Source organism: Deinococcus sp. Marseille-Q6407 (assembly GCF_946848805.1).
In the GTDB taxonomy this organism is placed as follows: Bacteria; Deinococcota; Deinococci; order Deinococcales; family Deinococcaceae; genus Deinococcus.
The window spans coordinates 321,737-339,523 of sequence record NZ_CAMPFU010000002.1 but is presented as its reverse complement, the minus strand read 5'-3'; the positions used below and the strand labels follow the sequence as shown (position 1 = coordinate 339,523).

Here is a 17,787-nt window from a genome sequence, read left to right as displayed (position 1 = left end):
CCTGAGCACGGCTGTCTAAAGTTCTCTTTGAACTCAGTATAATCACAATCCCAGATTTGACAAATCGTCAGTTTAACGTGCTGGCCCGGTGCTGCCCAGAGGCAGCTGTCCCCCGCCCCAGCAGGCGGCTGCGCGGCCGGCCCGAATGGTCTACTCTCGTGGGATGTCCGATACTGCTCCTGCTCCCGTGGCCGCCTACCGGCTGCTGCTTCCCGAAGATTACGACGCCCTGGCGGCCCTGGACCTGGCCGCGCAGCGCGAACTGGACCCCGGCTTCGATGCTCGGTCCGACCGCGAACGCGAAGGCCGGCTCAGCACCAGCCTGGGCGCCCTGAAGTTCTACGACCGCACCGGGCACTCCTTCGCCGCGCTGCGTGAAGGCCAGCTGGCCGGCATGGTGCTGGCCCAGAGTGTCTGGCAGGGTGACAAGCCCATCGTGCTGGTCCGCACCCTGCTGACCGACCCGGCCCTGCCCGGCGAGATGCGCCGCGAGATTTACCACGGCCTGCTGCGCGCCCTGTTCAAGAGCGCCTACGACACCGCCGTTTATGAGGTGCATTTCATCCCTCACCGCAGCTGGGACCTGGCAGACGACCTCGGCGACGTGCGGCGGCTGGGCGACTACGGGGTGCGTTACCTGGGCAGCCGCGAGGAAACGGCGCTGCCCGGCTGAATCGCTCGGCTGTGCGGCCCTGCCCCCGGGCAGGCAGCAGCGAAATGACAGACTCCCGCCAGACCCCACCTCTTATACTGCAGCCATGACGAACCCCACCCGAGTCCTACTGGGCGTGCGCGGTATGGACCGCGAAGCCGGAGAACGCGTCGCCGCGCACCTGCTGTCGCTGCCCGGTATCAGCAAAGCCGCTCCCGACACCGGTCAGATTGAAGTGCATTACGACCCCAGCCTCTACACCGTGATGGATCTGGTGCGGCAGGTGCGCTCGCAGGGCTTCCTGGCCGGCATGCTGTAAGCCTGTGAGTGTCCTGGGATACGTGGGCACCCTGACCCTGCGGCTGGAGATGCCCTGGGTCCGGTCGCTCAAGGAAAAACGCTCGCTGGTCAAGCCGGTGGTGGAGAAACTGAAAGTGCGCTTTCCGGTCACGGCGGCCCGGCTGGACGGTCTGGACGCCCACGACTGGGAGGTGATCGCCGTGGTGACGGTCAGCAACGATTACGCCTGGGTGGAAGAAACCCTGCGGCTGGCCGCTGACTTTGTGGCCACCGGCAATTATCAGGTGACCGAGGAATGGACAGAGATTACTCCGCTGGAATAACCCCTCTGCCCCAGAGAGGCAGCTGACTCGGCCCCCGCAATAACACGCCCCCGCCTTGAAGCGGGGGCTGACATTTGCCAGGAGAGCCGGAGCCTTGGCTGCCCCGACCTACTTCTTGGCCGGCTCGCCCAGCTGGCGGCTGAGTTCGCCGAAAGCGGGCGGCGGCGGCAGGGTCCGCAGCGCCGAGTCCTTCTCGGGGCTGGCCTCGCCGGCGCGGTTGTTGGCGCAGTCATAGTTCAACTTGGCCGGACGCTGCAGCGGCCAGACCACGAAAGCGGCGCGCCCGGCGATATCGTTGAGCGGCACCGTGCCAAAGGCCCGCGAGTCTTCCGAGCCGTTGGCCGAGCGGTTGTCACCCATCACAAAATATTGGCCCTGAGGCACCGTCAGCTCCAGCTGATCGGGCATGATGCCCTGCTGCGACGAAGTGGCCTGATTAGCGATAGAGCTTTCCCGGTCCCAGCAGCCCTGCTCCTGCCAGTAGGCGGTGGTAAAACGGGCGTCCAGCGGCTTGTCGTTAATCCACACGTCGCCGCCCTGAATGCGGATGTGGTCACCGCCCACGCCGATCACGCGTTTGACCAGATAGGGGCGGTAGTTCCACAGGCCATAAAAGTCACGGTTCAGGGTAGGCACCACTGCCGCAGCGGCCCGTGGCGGCTTGAAGACCACGATGTCACCGCGGTGAAACTCGCCGATGCCGGCGCGGTGCAGCCAGCTTTCGTACTTGGGCACGATCACCCGCTCGTGGTTGCGCAGGTTGGGCATCATGCTGACCCCGTCCACCATCACCATAGTGACGATGAACTGGGTGATCAGCAGCGCGAAGACGATGGGTTCAAGCCAGTCTTTCCAGAACTGTCCCATGCCGCTGCGGCGGGTTGCCGGTGCAGCAGACGCGCTCTGGAGATGACGCTCGCCAGTGACGCTGTCAGGAAACTGCTGGGGCGGCTGTGGCTGGGATGATTGTGGTTGGGACTGGGATATTGGGGACTGGGGGGGCGGCCCCTGAGAATCAGTCATGCATGGCCTCTTTCACTGCTCCGCATCTTATACCAAGCACGGCCCGCTGCCGAAGAGAAGGCAGCCAGCAGACAGAGAGAAGCGAGCGGCAAATGCTTTAGCATCGCGGTTATGACGCCTGCGACCCCGCCCCGCTTTCCGCCTATCTTGATGCTGCTGGCCGGCATGCTGACCATTCAGGGGGGCGCGGCGATTGCCAAGGGGCTGTTTCCGCAGGCGGGGCCACTGGGCACGGCCGGACTGCGGGTGGTGCTGGCTGCCGCGCTGCTCACGCTGCTGTTCCGGCCCGATTTTCGCCGCATCACGGGGCCGCAGTGGCGTCTGATTGTGCCTTACGGCCTGGCACTGGGCCTGATGAACTTGGTGTTCTACGCGGCGCTCTCCCGGCTGCCGCTGGGCGTGGCGGTGACCATTGAATTTACCGGGCCGCTGACGCTCTCGCTGCTGCTTTCGCGGCGGCCGGCCGACTTTCTGTGGGTGCTGCTGGCCGCTTCCGGTATCGCCCTGATGGCGCCCCTGGATCAGCTGGGCAGCGGCGGGATGCAGGGCCTGGACCCGCTGGGCATGGCTTTTGCGCTGCTGGCCGGGTTTTTCTGGGCGCTGTATATCGTGTTCGGGGGCCGGGTCAGCCGCGAGCTGTCGGGCACCCTCAGCGTGACGGCCGGCATGTGGGTGGCCGCTGCCGTGACCCTGCCTTTTGCGCTGGTGGGGGGCGGCACGGCGCTGTTCAGGCCGGGCGTGCTGCTGGCCGGCCTGGGGGTAGCCCTGCTGAGCAGCGCCATTCCCTACAGCCTGGAAATGCAGGCCATGAAGTTTATTCCGGCCAAGGTCTTTGGCGTGCTGAGCAGCCTGGAGCCGGCCATCGCCGCCATGGCGGGCCTGCTGCTGCTGGATGAGCAGCTGACGCTGACGCAGTTGCTGGCGCTGCTGTTTGTGATGACTGCCAGCGCTGGCATGACCCTGACCAACCAGAACCGCCCCGACCCCAGCGAAAGTGCCAATACCCTGCGCTGGAAGCGCCACCGCCGCTGGCGCCAAAGCCTGCGCGAGAAGCGTGAGGCGTGGAAAGCCGCAGAAAAATAGACTGGAGTAGGTTGTTACTACTCCAGTATGTACACCGGCCTGTTTCCCTTCCCTATCCTGGCGGCATGACCTGGAACCCGCAGCAGTACCACAAGTTCCGCGCGGCCCGCGAGCAGCCGGCCCACGACCTGCAGGCTCTTCTCCCAGAGCTCGCCTACCGGCAAGTGGCCGACCTGGGCTGCGGTACGGGAGAGCAGCCCCTGAGCCTGGCCCAGCGCCCCTAATCTCAGGTTCGAGCAGGGCGCCATTCAGGGTCTGCAGGGAGAGTACGACCTGCTGTACTCCAACGCGGCTCTGCAGTGAGTCGCGGATCACCCCGCGCTGCTGGCCGGGCTGTGGGCCCACCTGAACCCCGGTGGCGTGCTGGCGGTGCAGGTCCCGGCCAACCACGACCACGCCAGCCACCGCCTGCTTTCGGAAACGGCAGACGAATTCAGTGCCGAGCTGGGCGGTTACACCCGCTTCGGGACAGCCTACGGTGCTTCGCCAGTGCTGACTCCCGAAGCCTACGCCGAAGTGCTGGACGGTCTCGGAGCAGCGGACATGACTGTTCAGGCCCGCATCTATCCGGTGATTTTGAATGGGGCAGCGGGGCTGCTGGACTGGGTACGCGGCACCGCCCTGGTCCCTTACCTGTCGCGCCTGTCTGCAGAGGACGCGGCGCGGTTCGAAGCAGCCTATCTGGCACGGCTCCAGCAGGCTTTTCCGAGTGAACGGATCTTTTACGCTTTCAAACGGATTCTGTTCTTGGCGCGCAAAGCTTAGCTTTTCCGCCGGCTACCCTTTCCTTTTCGTTCCCTACCCTTTCCGTTCCAGGGCCCGTTTGGTCTTGGCGGTGGGCGCGTGGCTGGCCGGGTCGTCGGGCCAGGGGTGCTTGGGGTAACGGCCGCGCAGGTCCCGGCGCACCTCGAAGTAGCCGTGCTGCCAGAACGAACGCAGGTCCTGAGTCACCTGCACCGGGCGGCGGGCCGGCGACAGCAGGTGTAGCAGCACCGGGGTCCGGCCGCCGTTGACCGTCGGTGTGTCGTTGAGGCCGAACAGTTCCTGCAACTTGACGGCCAGCACCGGTGGGCTGCCGTCCGGGGCATACTCCAGCCGCACGCGGTTGCCGCTGGGCACCGTGAGATGGGTGGGCGCCAGTTCGTCCAGCTGCGCCGCCAGTGGCCAGGGCAGCTGTGCCTGCAAAGCCGGCAGCAGGTCCAGGCGGCCCATCGCCTCGCGGCTGCGGATGCCGCCCAGGAAAGGGGCCAGCCAGGCGGCCCGGCCCGCCAGCAGCACCGCGTCGGAAAGGTCAGGCCAGCCGGCTCCCGGATGCCAGGCCCGCAGCGATCCCACCCGGCTGCGCAGGGCCTGGGCGGCCGGGGAAAACCTGAGCAAATGCAATCCCTCGCGGCTGACGGCGGCCGCCACTGCCTCCGCTTCAGCGGCCGGGTCGCTGACAGCCAGTGGCCGGGTGTCCAGCACCAGCGCGCCGCGGCGCAGTTCCTCCTGCGCCAGCAGCCGGCCGGTGCGGGGGTCCCACTCGGTGCGGGGCAGCCACTCGGCGCCTACGGCCAGGTCCACGCGGTGCAGCGGCGCGGCCAGAAAAATGCGGCCTTCGGGGCCACGGCGGTTCTCGGCCACGCCGTCCAGATGGGCCACCGCCAGCGCCGCCTCTCCGCCCAGAGCGTCACCCGGCGGCAGCTCGGCGCCCTGCCCGCCGGCCAGCAGGAAGCGGCCCCCGCCTTCCGGCCGGGCCAGCGCCACTCGCTCGGGATACGCCAGCGCCAGCAGCCCGCCCACCGCATAGGGGTCGGCCGGGCGATCATCAGCCGAGGTGTTCAGCAGCCGGCGCCACTGCCGCGAGAGCCGCTCGGCGCCGGCCCAGGCGTCCAGCCGGCCAGCGGCGCGGGCGCGGCGCAGGGCCTGGACCCGGTCGGTCAGGTCGGCGCCGTCCAGCCGGGGACCGCGTTCTTCCAGCAGCGCGGCCACGTCAGCGGCCAGGGCGGGGTCGCGCGCGGCGGCCAGCAGGTGCGCCAGCCGGGGATGGGTGGGAAAGCGCAGCAGGGTCTGCCCCGCCGGGGTGAGGCGGCCGTCAGCGTCCAGCGCGCCCAGGCCGCGCAGCAGTTCGCCGGCTGCCTCCCAGGCCGGGGCCGGCGGCGTATCCAACCACTCCAGCCCGGTCCGGGCCGTCACGCCCCAGGCGGCCAGCTCCAGCCGCAGCGGGGCCAGGTCGGCCGCCAGGATTTCGGGGGGGCGGTCCGCGGCCAGCAGCGCCTGGGTGCGCTCGGGCCACAGCCGGTAAGCCACGCCGGGGCCGGTGCGCCCGGCCCGGCCGGCCCGCTGCTCGGCTTCGGCGCGGGTGACCCGGCCGGTGCGCAGGCCGCTGAGCCCGGTCGCCGGGTCATACGCCTGGAAACGGCGCTGGCCGCTGTCCACCACGGCCCGCACCCCTTCAATGGTGAGCGACGTTTCTGCAATAGAAGTGGCCAGAATCACCCGCCGCTGGCCCTGTGGGTCCGGCAAGACAGCGCGGCTCTGCTCGGCCGGGGACAGCTCGCCGTAGAGCGGCAGCACCAGCGCGGGCGCCCCGCTGAGGGCCGCTTGAGCTGCCCGGATCTCGCCCACGCCCGGCAGGAACGCCAGCACATCGCCGCTTTCCTCGGCCAGGGCGCGGCGCACGGCGGCAGCCACGGCCGGCCCAGTGTTGCCGCCGGGCAGCAGTTCCTGCGCAGCGTAACGCAGCTCCACCGGATAAGCCCGGCCTTCCGAACGGACCAATGGCGCGTCCAGCCGGGTAGGCAAGGACTCGTCCAGGGTGGCCGACATCAGCAGCACCCGCAGGTCATCGCGCAGCGCACCTTGCACCTCGCGCAGCAGGGCCAGGGCCAGGTCAGCGTTCAGACTGCGCTCGTGGAACTCGTCCAGAATGACCAGGCCTACCCCGCTGAGTTCCGGGTCCCGCTGAAGGCGGCGGGTCAGGATGCCCTCGGTGATCACTTCCAGCCGGGTACGCGGCGAAACGTGCGACTCGAACCGTACCCGGCTGCCCACCGTCCCCCCGACCGCTTCGCCCAGCGAGGCTGCCAGCCGCGCCGCCACCCCGCGCACCGCCACCCGGCGCGGTTGCAGCAGCAGCACTTGCTGTCCCGCCAGCCAGGGTTCATCCAACAGCTGCAGCGGCAGGCCAGTGGATTTGCCCGCGCCGGGAGGCGCCTGCAACAGCACCAGGGGATGGGCCGCCAGCGCGGCGCGCAGCTCAGGCAGGGCCGCCAGAGCCGGCAGCGAGGCGGAAGGGACAGCGTCAGTCACGCAGGACATCCTAGAGCAGTTCTCCGAATGACGCGTGCGTCGGAACAGCACCGCCGCTCGCTCCATTTTCTGCTCCGCAGCTTTGCAAGTCCGTCTTGCTCTTTGTTTTGCACTCGCTCTCTGCGAGCTGTACCAGTTCGCTCGTCAAAAAGCGGTGCCAGCTTTTTGTCAAATGCTCTAGAACAGCCGGGCGGCCTGTTACGGTGCGGTGTCCGGGGTTGTCTGCGGCTCCGGCGCGGCGTGGCCCTGGCACTGCCTTTCATCGTGCAGCGCCCCGCGTGGAATGCGCCGGCCGCAGCGGGGGCAGAGGCGAAAATACTCGGGCCGCTCCAGCGCGGCGCGGCGGGCCTGGGCCACCTCGTCGGCGGTGGCATAGGCCGGCAGCGCTTCGAGCGGTTCCCAGCGAGCCTGTGGGGTGTGCGGCAGCGGCCAGGTCACGGTGCAGACTTCCAGCCACAGCACGCTGTCCAGAGCGCGTCCGACCGGCACCATCCGGGTAAAGTCGCGCAGCAGTTCCTCATCGTTGGGGGCGTCGGACATGCCTGCCATTAAAGCAGGTGCAGCACGTCCCGCAGGTCCCGTAAGGTCGCGTCCGGCCGTTCCCCGCCTAATGGGTGCCCGGTTGGCAGCCAGGCGGCCCGCAGGCCCAGCCTCTGTGGTCCCCAGAGGTCGTTGCGCGGGGAGTCGCCCACGAACCATGCCTCGGCCGGAGCCACGCCCAGCGCATCCAGCGCCAGCTGATAGCTGTGCGGGTCGGGTTTGGCCACGCCAGCTTCCCGGCTGATGACTATCTTCCCGAAAAAGCCGGTCAGCCCACAAACAGCCAGAACTGCGCGCTGAGGCTCCGACCAGCCGTTCGTGACCAGAGCCAGCCTCACGCCTCTATTTTTTAATTCATATAGCACTTCGGTTGCGTACGGCATAGGTACAGCCCAGCGAGGCAGGTCGGCAAAATCGGTGAACAGCTCTCCTGGGCTCTGGGACAGCCCGAATTCCTGCACCAGATGGGGAAAGACCTCGCGCTTGGAGCGGTAGCCGAAGTCGTCCAGTTCCAGAAAGCGGGCACCGTACTCCGGCGGCAAACCAAAGCGCCGCAGGTGGCCCGGCAGCCAGCGCCGCAGCGTGGCGGAGCGGTCGTGCAAGGTGCCATCCAGGTCGAACAGGACGGCTTTTATGGCTGCACCTCCGGTAATTCCGGGCTGGCCGAGTCCGCAGCAGCCAACGCAGACAGCCGTTCCTCTATCTCCTGCACTGCCCGGCTGTCTTTCGCTGCATCGAAACTGGTTCGGGCGTTGGTGTAGGCGTCATGGGCCGCTTCGCTGCGGTCCTCCGCCCTGGCGAAGTCGCCGGCAGCACGCCACAGGCAGCCCAGTGTGGCCGGGTCATCGGCAGTGACGGCCTGGGCAAACGCCTCAGCCAGCGCCGCATGTGCAGCGCGCTCCTGCCCCAGTGCATGGCGGCACACTGCCAGCTCGTACCCGTTCACCGCGAGTTCCAGAGCGCCAGCTCCCTCCTGCTCCAGCAGCGCACGCTCCTGCTCGAACAGGGCCAGCGCGGCGGCAGGGTCGCCGGCTTCACGCTCCACCATGCCCAGCTGATGCAAGAAACGGTGCGCGTCCGGCTGGCCCTGGGCGGCCTGCCAGAGTTCCCGGTATACGGCGCGGGCCTCGTCAAAGCGGCCAGCGAAGGTGTAGGCATAGCCCAGCACGTGCCGCGCCTCCTGCGAAGGGTCGGGTTCCAGCAGGGCCGCCGCTTGGGCGTAGGCTCCAGCTTCTATCAGGGACCAGGCTTGCTGGATGGAATCGGCGGACATAGGGTCAGTTTATGCCTCGCCCACACCGGGGTCTTCATCCGGTGACTCGTGGAAGGCGGCGCCATACTCGCGCACGTCCTCGTGAATCAGGGTGGAGTTGAGGCTGACCGCCGCCACCATGCCGCTGGCCGCCGCGCTCATCACGTACTGTGGGGCACCGGTCATATCGCCGGCCGCCCACACGCCCCGGCGGCTGGTCATGCCGTTCTCGTTGACCACCCGCAGTTTGTCGCTGGGCCGGCAGGTGGCTGCGCTGGTCCTGGGTGGGATTCAGGAAAATGCCTTCCAGCTCCAGAGTCTCCCCACCATGAAAATGCACTGTGACGGTGTCCTTGCCCGACAGCCGCAGGATAGGCCGGGTGTCGAGGGCAATGCCCAGGCGCTGCAGGTCCAGGCGCTGCTCCTCAGTCAGTTCGTCGGGGCCGTCGGTCAGCAGGGTCAGGTGCTCGGTCCAGTTACGCAGGCTGAGGGCCAGATGGTGCCCTTCTTGATGGCTGCCCAGCACCGCCAGCGGCGCGCGCCGGTTGGGCCAGCCGTCACAGTAGGGACAGTGGTGGATGGTGCGGCCCCAGCGCTCCTTCAAGCCACTGACACGCGGCAGCAGGTCGCGGATGCCACTCGCCAGCAGCAGCCGGCGGGCCAGCACCCATTCGGTACCCAGCTGCACCCCGAACCCGTCACCGATCTCACGCACCTGACGGGCTGGCTCGCTGCGGACCGTCACGTCATAGGGCACCAGCTGTTCCAGCCCGATTCGCTTGAGTTCAACCGGGCGAATGCCGTCCCGGGTAAAGACCCCGTGGGCTTCCTGTGCCCGCGCGTTGCGGGGCGGACCACCGTCCAGCAGCAGCACCCGCTGGCGCGAGACGCCCAGCACCAGCGCCGCATTCAGTCCCGCCGGCCCAGCACCCACAATCACGGCGTCGTACTGCTCGGCGGTGCGGCACACCTCCTGCTCCAGCTCGGCCTGCGCGGGCACGGGGTCAGGCATGAGCCTCTCCAGACGGCATCTTTCCGGACCGTGTCTTGGCAAGCAGGAGCTGGGGCAAAACAAACATTGTTCAATTGTGACGCCCTGGGCCGGCCGCCGTCACCCGCACGGCATTAAGGTCCGCTCTCATATACGGCCCCACTGTGACCAGAAACGGAGCCAACCGCAAGACTCAAGACCTGTGTCAGATAATTTTAACCAGACTGTTCTAAGATGGTTCACATGAAAGCCAAGGCTGCCCTGTTTCTCGCTGCGCTCGCACTTCCGCTGAGCGCCTGCGGCACGGTGGGCAACGCGGGACCCAGCGCCGGCGAACTGCTGCGCGCCCCCACCTCGCTGAATCTGGCCGGCCGCACCCTGACGGCCGACGCCCGCCCCACCCTGAACGGCGAAGAACTCTCGACTCAGGTCAAAATCCACAGCTCGGCCAGCTCGCTGCCGCTGAACGCCCACTCGGTCTATCTGGTCACCCAGGGCGGCGTGTGGCGGGCCGACGCCCGCTGGCAGCCCAGCAGCTGCGGCGCCGGCTGCCGCGCCGTGCTGGCCAGCGGCCCGGCCGAGGGCCTGCTGCCCGGCGAAAACGTGCAGTTGGTCGTGCGGCTGCAAGACAGCAGCGGCCGCAACTTCTGGCTGCGTGACCAGAACACCGCCGTGGTCAAAGACTAACCTCTTCCCTGTCCTGCTTTATTTCTACAGTTCAGCCCCCGGCCTCTGGTGCGGGGGCTGAACTTTGCCATCTGGGGGCCTTCAGACACACCCTTCAGATGTGTATCATGTGCCCCCTTTAAGCTGAGCAGCATGACCAAGCTTTTTTCGCTGCCGGCCCTGGCGGCCGGGCTGGCCCTGCTGGCCGGCACCGCCCAGGCCCAGACCCTGATTCCGATGGATTCGCGCCCTGCGACCAGCCGCCTGCCCGCCGCTATTGCCGGCCTGAAAAGTGACGGGCTGAAAGTGGTGCCGCGTGAACTGCTGGGCACCGCGCAGCAGGGCGCTGACCCGGCGCGGCTGCTGGAATGGCTGCGCACTGAGGGCGCCGGCCGTGCCGACGAACCGCTGATCGTGGCGCTGGATTCGCTGGCTTACGGCGGGCTGGTGCAGTCGCGCAAAAGCACCGAGACGGCCGCCCGGATTCGCAGCCGGCTGCTGCCGCTGGCGCAGTGGCAGCGCGAAACCGGGCGGCCCATCTACGCCTTTATCACCATTCCGCGCCACCCTGACGCAGTGGACCGGCAGCGCAACTTCGAGGTGGCCCGGCTGATGACCCGCTGGGCGGCCGCCGGCGTCTTCAAGGAACTGCACATCGCCTGGGACGACGCCCTGCCCGGGAGCCCCGCCCCTGCCGAGGGCGCCCGACTGGCCGCTTTCGCCGCCGAGGTCGCCCCGGACAACGTCAAAGTCTACCCCGGCGCCGACGAGGTGCTGGCCCTGCTGAATGCCCGCGCCCTGACGCCGGCGCCCAAAACACTGCAGGCAGTGTATTCCGACCCCAAGGCCGCGCAGGAAGTCATCAAGTATGAGGGCATCCCCCTGACCCGCAGCGTGGAAAACCACGCCGGGGCGGCCGGCTTCCGGCTAGCCCAGGGCAGCGAGACGCCGGACATGACCGTCTATGTCTTTAACGGCGGCGACCCGCGCCAGGCGGCGCTGACCATTTCCTCGCTGCTGCGCCGGGGGCCAGTAGCCGTGGTGGACGTGGAAAAAGTCAATATGGGCAACACCCGGCTGTGGAAGGACCTGGGTACCCTAAAGCGCGACGCCAACCTGACAGCGCTGGCCGCCTGGGGCACCCCCGGTAACAACCTCGGCTCGGCGCTGGCACACGCCAAGCTGTGGCTGGACGGCGGCGTGGACCCGGCCCGACAGCAGGCCCTGCTGGCCCGCGAGTACGCCAACGACCTGATCTACTCCACTCGCCTGCGCGCCGCGCTGCGGGCCGCCATCCCCGAAGCGGAAATGAACACCCCGGCCGCCCAGGCCAAACTGATGGAGCTGGCCGCCGGCTATTTCCCGCTGCAACTGGGCGGGGAATACAGCCTCGACCAGGTCAACCTGCCCTGGGGCCGCTCGTTCGAGTGGGATTTCGACCTCAGCCCTGTGGAGTAAAGCCGGTGGGATGGAGCCGATGGAATAATCAGGGGAATCGGCCTCACCGGACCGGTTGCCAGGCCGCGCTGCCCGGTCCCTTTACGCAGCTTAATGTCCGCTGACCACGCCGGGCAGTCCTGCGGTCCTATGCTGGGCGCATGCAAGCGAACGAAACTGCCGCCTGGAAGGCCCTCGGCAACCTGGCTGCCGGGCCACGCGCCACCCTGAAGGACCTGTTTGCCGCCGACCCGGAGCGCGGCCAACGCCTGAGCGCCGAGGGCGCCGGCTGGCGCCTGGATTACTCCAAGCAGCGGGTAGACGACGAGATTCTGGCCGCCCTGTTCCGCCTGGCCCGCGAGCGCGGCGTGGAAGAGCGCCGGGACGCCATGCTGCGCGGCGAGAAAATCAACGTGACCGAAAACCGCGCCGTGCTGCACACTGCCCTGCGTGCCCCCCGGGGCGCCGATATCCGGGTGGACGGCGAGAACGTGGTGCCACAGGTCCATGCGGTGCTGGACCGGATGGCCGACTTTGCCGCCAAAGTCCGCTCCGGCGAGTGGCGTGGCTTTACCGGCCAGCGCATCCGCGCCGTGGTGAACATCGGCATCGGCGGGAGTGACTTGGGGCCGGTAATGACCGCCGAAGCGCTGGAACACTACAGCGACCGTGACCTGACGCTGCGGTTCGTCTCCAACATCGACGGCACCGACTTTGCCGAGAAGGTGCGGGACCTCGATCCGGCAGAGACGCTGTTTATCGTGTCCAGCAAGACCTTTACCACCCTGGAAACCATGACCAACGCCCACACGGCCCGCCGCTGGCTGCTGGACGCGCTGGGCGATGAAGCGGCAGTGGCGCGGCATTTCGTGGCAGTCAGCACCAACGCGGAGGAAGTGCAGCGCTTCGGCATAGACACCGCCAACATGTTCAGCTTCTGGGACTGGGTGGGCGGCCGCTACAGCGTGGACAGCGCTATTGGCCTGAGCCTGATGATCAGCGTAGGCCCGGAGCAGTTCCGCGAATTCCTGGCCGGCATGCACGAGATGGACCGCCACTTTGCCCAGGCACCGCTGGAACAGAACCTGCCGGCGCTGATGGCGCTGACCGGCATCTGGAACCAGAATTTCCTGGGGTCCTGCTCGCTGGCGGTGCTGCCCTACTCGCAGTACCTGCGCTCCTTTCCCGCCTACCTTCAGCAGCTGGACATGGAAAGCAACGGCAAGCACGTGACCCTGGAAGGCGAGCGGGTGGCGTTTGACACCGGCCCCATCGTGTGGGGACAGGCCGGCACCAACGGGCAGCACGCCTTTTACCAGCTGATTCACCAGGGCACCCGGCTGATTCCGTGTGACTTTATCGGCTTTGCCCGCAGCCTCAACCCACTGCCGGCCGGCGAGGAGGGAGAAGACCTGACCCACCAGGACCTGCTGATGGCCAACGTGTTCGCCCAGAGCGAGGCGCTGGCCTTTGGCAAGACTCCTGAGCAGGTGCGCGCGGACGGCGGCGTGCCGGAGGAACTGGTGCCGCACAAGGGCTTTGAAGGTAACCGCCCGTCATCTACCCTGCTGGCCCGCGAGCTGACGCCGCGCAGCCTGGGCGCCCTGATCGCCCTGTATGAACACAAGGTCTTCGTGCAGGGCGCCATCTGGGGCATCAACTCCTTTGACCAGTGGGGCGTGGAGCTGGGCAAGGTACTGGCGCAGAAGATCGTGCCGGAACTGAATGGTGATCAGGAACTGCACCACGATTCTTCCACCAACGCCCTGATCGAGTGGTACCGTCAGGAGCGCTAATACCCTGAGGGCAGGCGGCGTGGGCGTCCGCCTGTTCTTAGCCGGCCTGGCCGGTTTGCTTGGCATACTCCTGCAGGGCCGCTTCCTCGGCGGGAATGCGGACCAGCAGCAGCAACGCAGCATTCAGCACGCTGTAAGCCAGCGCAGTGCGCCAGGCTCCGACCGCCAGCGGCGCCGAGGCCATTTCCAACGCCACCACGGCGTAATTGGGATGTTTGAGGTAGCGGAAAGGGCCGCGCCGCACCCGCTCCCCGCCAGGGACAATCAGAATCCGGGTGTTCCAGTAGCGCCCCAGAGTGCGAATAACCCAGTAACGTAGCGGCTGCGCCAGCGCAAACACCAGCAGGGCCGGCAGGTTGACCCGGCCACGGCTGTGGCGGCCTTCCAACAGGGTCAACGCCATCCAGCTGGGATGCAGCACGAAAAAAGCCGGGTAGTGCTCCTGCCCGTATTCCTGCGCCCCGTTCGCCCGGGCCCAGGCCTCGTTGCGGCGGGCCACCCGCAGTTCCAGCAGGCGCTGCACGGTCAGGAAGCCGAACAGGTAAGGGGCGAAGCGGCGGGCGGACGGCAGTCGGAAACGCATGAGGTTCAGGGTAGACCATCCGGCCGGCCACCACAGGGAAAGAGCAGAAAAAGCAGGAGTCCCGGCACCAGCTAGACAGTGTGCGCGGCTCCTGCTCTTCTTTTCTTTTGGCTGACAGGGCCGGCTCAGGCCCGGGCAACCCAGCTCAGTCGCGGGCGGCCGGGGCCGCACTGTTCAGGCGGCCGGATTCTTCGGTCAGGTCGCGCAGACGGGCGGCCAGCTCGGGGGTCAGGGCGGCAGCGTCCACCCGCCAGCCCCAGTGCCCGGTGGCGCTGCCCGGCACATTCATGCGGGCCTCGCTGCCCAGCGCCAGCAGGTCCTGCAGGGGAGCCACCGCTGTGCGGGCGCGGCTGTGCCAGGCAATGCCCATCATCTGCCAGGGCACCTCTTCCTCGGCGGGGTCCGAGCTGGTAAAGGAGCGGAAATGATGCTTTTCCAGCTCAGAGGCGGTGCGCCACCAGCCCAGAGTGGTGTCATTGTCGTGGGTGCCGCTGTAGACTACCCGGTTGCGGACGATGTTGGCCGGATAAAAGGGGCTGTTCCAGAAGTCCTCGTCGGAAAAAGCGAACTGCAGCACCACCATGCCGGGCAGTTCGAACTCGTCGCGCAGCTCTTCCACCGCCGGGGTGATCACGCCCAGGTCCTCGGCAATGATGGGCAGGTCGCCTAGGCGGCGGCGCACCTCGGTCAGCAGCTCGCGGCCGGGGGCCGGCACCCAGCGGCCGCCGCGGGCATTCTCGGCCGGGTAGGGCACCTCCCAGTACGCTTCAAAGCCGCGGAAATGGTCCACCCGGATCAGGTCATACAGCTCGCGGCTGCGGGCAAAGCGGCCCACCCACCAGTCGAAGCCCTGGGCCTGCATCCGGTCCCAGCGGTAAAGCGGATTGCCCCACAACTGGCCGTCGGCCGCGAAATAATCGGGCGGCACGCCGGCCTGCACCTCGGGCTGGCCCTGCTCATCCAGCGCAAACAGGTCCTGGTGCGCCCAGACATCTGCCGAGTCCAACGCCACGAAAATAGGCAGGTCCCCGATAATCTGCACGCCGCGCTCGCCGGCATAGGCCCGCAGTGCCTGCCACTGCCGCTCAAACAGGAACTGAATAAAGCGGATATGCTCCACCACATCGAAATGTTCCTGCTGGAAACGGGTCAGCGCCGCCTGGTCGCGCCCACGGTACTGGCTTTCCCAGGCATACCAGGGCGCGCCGCCGTGCACTTCCTTGAGGGCACGGAACAGCGCGTAATTGTCCAGCCAGCTGGCCTGGGCGGCCTTGTAGGCCGTGAACTCCTCGGCGCTGACCTGCCCTTCCCCCGCCTGGAAACGGCGGTAGGCGGCCCACAGCAACTCACCGCGCCAGACCGTCTGGGCACTGAAATCCACCCGCTCGGGGTGTTGCTCGGGGCCAGTCATCAGGTCTTCCTCTTTCAGCAGGCCCCAGCTTTTCAGCTCGGCCAGGCTGATCAGCAGCGGGTTGCCTGCAAAGGCACCCAGTGTCTGGTAGGGGCTGTCGCCCAGACCGGTCGGGCCCAGCGGCAGAATCTGCCAGTAGGTCTGCCCGGCCTCCTGAAGCCAGTCCACCCACTGCCGGGCCTCGGGCCCCAGTTCGCCCAGGCCGTAGGGCCCCGGCAGGGAGGTGGGATGCAGCAGCACGCCGCTGGAACGCGGCCAGTCGGTCAGCCCGGCGCTGGGGCTGTCAGAAAGGGCAGGGGTCTGGGTCATGGCAGGACACTCCAAAGAGAACAAGTCGAAAAGGCGGAAAAAACGGAAAAAGCCTGTGCAGCGTGATGAAGCCGCAGCAAGCAGGACACAACAAACCTGCGGATCAGCTTAAAGCTAAAGCATTCTCCGCAGGTCAGCGCCGGCTGTTCCGGCCAGAGGAACCGGCACGGCACAGGGGGTACCGGGTCACGGCAGGCTCACTCGTAAGTGACTTCCAGCACCTCAAATTCCATGTTGCCTTTGGGGCCGGGCACCTGCACCCGTTCGCCGGGATGGGCGCCCATCAGTGCCTGTCCAATCGGGCTGGCGTCGCTCACCTTGCCGGCGCGCACATCGGCCTCAAAGGTGCCGACCAGTTCAAAAGTGCGCTCGGTCTTGCCGCTGCGGACCTTGACCTTGGCACCCAGGCCAGCGCCGCTGTCGGCATCTTCCGCCACGATCACGGCGCGCTCCAGCTGGTCTTCCAGTTCACGGATGCGGGCCTCGTTCTCGCTCTGCTCCATGCGGGCTTCGTCGTAGGCGGCACTTTCACGCAGGTCGCCGTCCTCAATGGCGCGGCCCATGTTTTCGCTGATCTGTTCGCGGCGGGTGGTCTTGAGGAAGTGCAGGGTTTCTTTCAGCCGGTCGTAACCGCGCTGAGTGATCGAGATTTTGGGAGCTGTCATAGCATTTCAGTATAGCGGGCCGGCTCAGGGACACGGAGACAGTTTTTTGGTGTCTCCTCCCGTATCTGCTGCGGCCCTTCCGAGCTTTAGAGCAGTTCTCCGAATTACGCGTGCGCCGGAACATCACCGCCACCCGCTCCATTCTCTGCTCCGCAGCTTTGCAAGTCCGTCCTGCTCTTTGTTTTGTACTCGCTCTCTGCGAGCTGTACCAGTCCGCTCGCCAAAAAGCTGGCACAGCCTTTTGTCAAATGCTCTAGCGCCGGCCGAAAGTCTGGGAGTGGGCCTGGGGCCGATTGTAGCCCTGGTCGCTCTCGATAGCTTTTTCACCCTCGAAATCGGCCTTGGTGACCAGCAGCCGGTATTCATGCGAGCTGGTGGCGGCTTCCAGGCCCTCCTCCATGCTGATCACGCCCTGCATATACAGCTGCGCCAGATGCTGGTCGAAGGTGTGCATGCCGCGCAGGTTGTCTTCCAGCATGGCGTCCTTGATCAGAGGAGTCTTGTCCTCTTCCTTGATGCTGTCCACCACCAGCGGCGTGCCGAGCAGGATTTCAGTGGCCAGGGCGCGCCCGTGCCCGTCGGCGCGGCGCAGCAGGCGCTGCGAGACGATGCCCACCAGCGATTCGGCAAACAGGTTGCGCACCTCGGTCCGCTCGTACGGCTGGAAGAAATCGATCACCCGGTTGATGGTCCGTAGGGCGTCCTGAGTATGCAAGGTACTGAGCACCAGATGCCCGGTCTGCGCCGCTGTCAGGGCCGCTTCCACCGTTTCCTTGTCACGCATTTCCCCGATCATGATCACGTCGGGGTCCTGGCGCATGGCGTATTTCAGTGCAGTGCGGAAATCGCGGGTGTCCACGCCGACCTCACGCTGCACCACGATGGATTTGCGGTTGCGGTGCATGATTTCGATAGGGTCTTCTATGGTAATGATGTGCCGGGCATGGGTGCGGTTGATGTGGTCCAGCACACTGGCCAGGGTGGTGCTTTTGCCGGAGCCGGTCGGGCCGGTCACCAGAATCAGGCCACGCGGCGACTCGGCCATGGTGCGCATCACCTCCTGGGGCAGACCCAGGGTCTCGAAGTCGGGAATCTGGTCGCGCACCACCCGCAGCACGATGCCCACCGAGCCGCGCTGCCGGAACACGTTGACTCGGAAGCGCCCGTGTCCCGCCAGGCTGTAAGCGGCGTCCAGTTCATTGCGGAACTCGAAATCCTCCCACTGCTCGGGGCTCAGCAGGGCCTGGGCATAGGCAGCCGTATCCTCGGGGCGCAGCACCTTGGAGCCGAACTGCACCAGATCCCCGTGGATCCGGCCCATTGGGGGGCTTCCAGCCTGAAGGTGCACGTCGCTGGCACCGGCATTGATCATTTCTATCAGCAGCTCGTCGATTCGGAACATAAGACTCCTTGCGGGGGACCGCTCAGCTTCCGGATGCCCGCCGTGCCCGGGGGCCAGCGCACA

General features: G+C 67.0%; 19 protein-coding genes. 9 read left to right on the top strand and 10 right to left on the bottom strand.

Going from position 1 to position 17,787, the window contains the following annotated elements:
- The first annotated feature begins 163 nt into the window (after positions 1-163).
- The 3 genes from OCI36_RS03680 to OCI36_RS03670 all read left to right on the top strand — a co-directional run bounded on the left by OCI36_RS03680 (position 164) and on the right by OCI36_RS03670 (position 1,275).
- Positions 164-673 (top strand): DUF1999 domain-containing protein, encoded by a 510-nt coding sequence (locus tag OCI36_RS03680; protein ID WP_261663724.1) that lies wholly within the window; start codon positions 164-166, stop codon positions 671-673.
- An 85-nt stretch (positions 674-758) separates the two neighbouring features.
- Positions 759-971: a heavy-metal-associated domain-containing protein gene (locus OCI36_RS03675; protein WP_261663723.1), complete on the top strand. Its 213-nt coding sequence runs from the start codon at positions 759-761 to the stop codon at positions 969-971.
- 4 nt (positions 972-975) lie between these two features.
- Positions 976-1,275 (top strand): DUF503 domain-containing protein, encoded by a 300-nt coding sequence (locus OCI36_RS03670; protein ID WP_261663722.1) that lies wholly within the window; start codon positions 976-978, stop codon positions 1,273-1,275.
- 108 nt (positions 1,276-1,383) lie between these two features.
- Here the strand turns inward: OCI36_RS03670 and lepB are convergent, their stop codons facing one another.
- Positions 1,384-2,298, bottom strand: a complete 915-nt coding sequence (lepB, locus tag OCI36_RS03665) for a signal peptidase I (RefSeq protein ID WP_261663721.1) — start codon at positions 2,296-2,298, stop codon at positions 1,384-1,386.
- Positions 2,299-2,409: 111 nt separating this feature from the next.
- Between lepB and OCI36_RS03660 the strand changes: the two genes are divergently transcribed.
- The 3 genes from OCI36_RS03660 to OCI36_RS13300 all read left to right on the top strand — a co-directional run bounded on the left by OCI36_RS03660 (position 2,410) and on the right by OCI36_RS13300 (position 4,146).
- Positions 2,410-3,381, top strand: a complete 972-nt coding sequence (locus OCI36_RS03660) for an EamA family transporter (protein WP_261663720.1) — start codon at positions 2,410-2,412, stop codon at positions 3,379-3,381.
- 65 nt (positions 3,382-3,446) lie between these two features.
- Entirely contained in the window at positions 3,447-3,605 is a 159-nt protein-coding gene (locus tag OCI36_RS13305) for a hypothetical protein (protein ID WP_315941240.1), read from the top strand.
- A gap of 136 nt (positions 3,606-3,741) precedes the next feature.
- Complete coding sequence (locus OCI36_RS13300; RefSeq protein ID WP_315941239.1) at positions 3,742-4,146, top strand: hypothetical protein; 405 nt, start codon at positions 3,742-3,744, stop codon at positions 4,144-4,146.
- Positions 4,147-4,179: 33 nt separating this feature from the next.
- Here OCI36_RS13300 and hrpB read toward each other — a convergent pair whose 3' ends face one another.
- The 5 genes from hrpB to OCI36_RS03630 form a co-directional block, all read right to left on the bottom strand.
- A complete protein-coding gene (hrpB, locus tag OCI36_RS03650; protein WP_409996712.1) occupies positions 4,180-6,681 on the bottom strand; it encodes an ATP-dependent helicase HrpB in 2,502 nt (833 codons plus the stop codon).
- Between the two features lie 189 nt (positions 6,682-6,870).
- Positions 6,871-7,212, bottom strand: coding sequence for a hypothetical protein (locus OCI36_RS03645; RefSeq protein ID WP_261663718.1), 342 nt, complete (start codon positions 7,210-7,212; stop codon positions 6,871-6,873).
- Between the two features lie 8 nt (positions 7,213-7,220).
- The gene (locus tag OCI36_RS03640; RefSeq protein ID WP_261664370.1) at positions 7,221-7,826 is read right to left on the bottom strand and encodes an HAD family hydrolase; all 606 of its coding nucleotides are present in this window, start codon (positions 7,824-7,826) and stop codon (positions 7,221-7,223) included.
- A 17-nt stretch (positions 7,827-7,843) separates the two neighbouring features.
- Positions 7,844-8,485 carry a tetratricopeptide repeat protein gene (locus tag OCI36_RS03635; protein WP_261663717.1) on the bottom strand — a complete coding sequence of 214 codons (642 nt, stop codon included), beginning with the start codon at positions 8,483-8,485 and terminating at the stop codon, positions 7,844-7,846.
- Positions 8,486-8,519: 34 nt separating this feature from the next.
- Complete coding sequence (locus OCI36_RS03630) at positions 8,520-9,476, bottom strand: NAD(P)/FAD-dependent oxidoreductase (protein WP_315941238.1); 957 nt, start codon at positions 9,474-9,476, stop codon at positions 8,520-8,522.
- A 222-nt stretch (positions 9,477-9,698) separates the two neighbouring features.
- Between OCI36_RS03630 and OCI36_RS03625 the strand changes: the two genes are divergently transcribed.
- The 3 genes from OCI36_RS03625 to pgi all read left to right on the top strand — a co-directional run bounded on the left by OCI36_RS03625 (position 9,699) and on the right by pgi (position 13,354).
- Positions 9,699-10,142 (top strand): hypothetical protein, encoded by a 444-nt coding sequence (locus OCI36_RS03625; protein WP_261663716.1) that lies wholly within the window; start codon positions 9,699-9,701, stop codon positions 10,140-10,142.
- 132 nt (positions 10,143-10,274) lie between these two features.
- The gene (locus tag OCI36_RS03620; protein WP_261663715.1) at positions 10,275-11,579 is read left to right on the top strand and encodes a DUF4127 family protein; all 1,305 of its coding nucleotides are present in this window, start codon (positions 10,275-10,277) and stop codon (positions 11,577-11,579) included.
- Positions 11,580-11,719: 140 nt separating this feature from the next.
- Positions 11,720-13,354 (top strand): glucose-6-phosphate isomerase, encoded by a 1,635-nt coding sequence (gene pgi / locus OCI36_RS03615; protein WP_261663714.1) that lies wholly within the window; start codon positions 11,720-11,722, stop codon positions 13,352-13,354.
- Between the two features lie 37 nt (positions 13,355-13,391).
- On the opposite strand, the gene OCI36_RS03610 is transcribed toward pgi, so the two are convergent.
- The 4 genes from OCI36_RS03610 to OCI36_RS03595 form a co-directional block, all read right to left on the bottom strand.
- Positions 13,392-13,937 (bottom strand): isoprenylcysteine carboxyl methyltransferase family protein, encoded by a 546-nt coding sequence (locus OCI36_RS03610; protein ID WP_261663713.1) that lies wholly within the window; start codon positions 13,935-13,937, stop codon positions 13,392-13,394.
- A 145-nt stretch (positions 13,938-14,082) separates the two neighbouring features.
- Positions 14,083-15,657 (bottom strand): 4-alpha-glucanotransferase, encoded by a 1,575-nt coding sequence (malQ, locus tag OCI36_RS03605; protein ID WP_261663712.1) that lies wholly within the window; start codon positions 15,655-15,657, stop codon positions 14,083-14,085.
- Positions 15,658-15,854: 197 nt separating this feature from the next.
- Positions 15,855-16,322: a transcription elongation factor GreA gene (gene greA / locus OCI36_RS03600; protein WP_261663711.1), complete on the bottom strand. Its 468-nt coding sequence runs from the start codon at positions 16,320-16,322 to the stop codon at positions 15,855-15,857.
- A gap of 253 nt (positions 16,323-16,575) precedes the next feature.
- Positions 16,576-17,724 (bottom strand): type IV pilus twitching motility protein PilT, encoded by a 1,149-nt coding sequence (locus OCI36_RS03595; protein WP_261663710.1) that lies wholly within the window; start codon positions 17,722-17,724, stop codon positions 16,576-16,578.
- Between the last annotated feature and the right edge of the window lie 63 nt (positions 17,725-17,787).